Annotated in this window: 1 pseudogene; it reads right to left on the reverse strand. The window is 65.5% G+C overall.

Annotated features, from left to right (window positions below):
• Nucleotides 1-184: pseudogene (locus FAZ69_RS33650) on the reverse strand (group II intron reverse transcriptase/maturase); the annotation flags it as partial.
• Nucleotides 185-261 lie beyond the last annotated feature (77 nt).

Here is a 261-nt window from a genome sequence, read left to right on the forward strand (position 1 = left end):
TGGCTTTGACGCGTTTCCACGCCATCACCAGATTCGCTCTCGCGAGCACCTGCGATAGCAGACTGTCTCGCCCCAAGCCTCCAGTTTCGTCTCGCGCCGTCCGTGCTTCATCACGCACCGCTTCCGGCTCAGCTTCACCTCGCCGTCCCGCGTTGCGCGCCGCCTGCGCGGCCTTCTGATGCACTGCACGTCCAAGCGACACGGCCTTCGGCCCTCCTACTCGTTCGGCCCTTCGCCACCAACCGGCTGCTACTACGGCCT

Source organism: Trinickia terrae (genome assembly GCF_005144415.1).
Taxonomy (GTDB): Bacteria; Pseudomonadota; Gammaproteobacteria; order Burkholderiales; family Burkholderiaceae; genus Trinickia_A; species Trinickia_A terrae.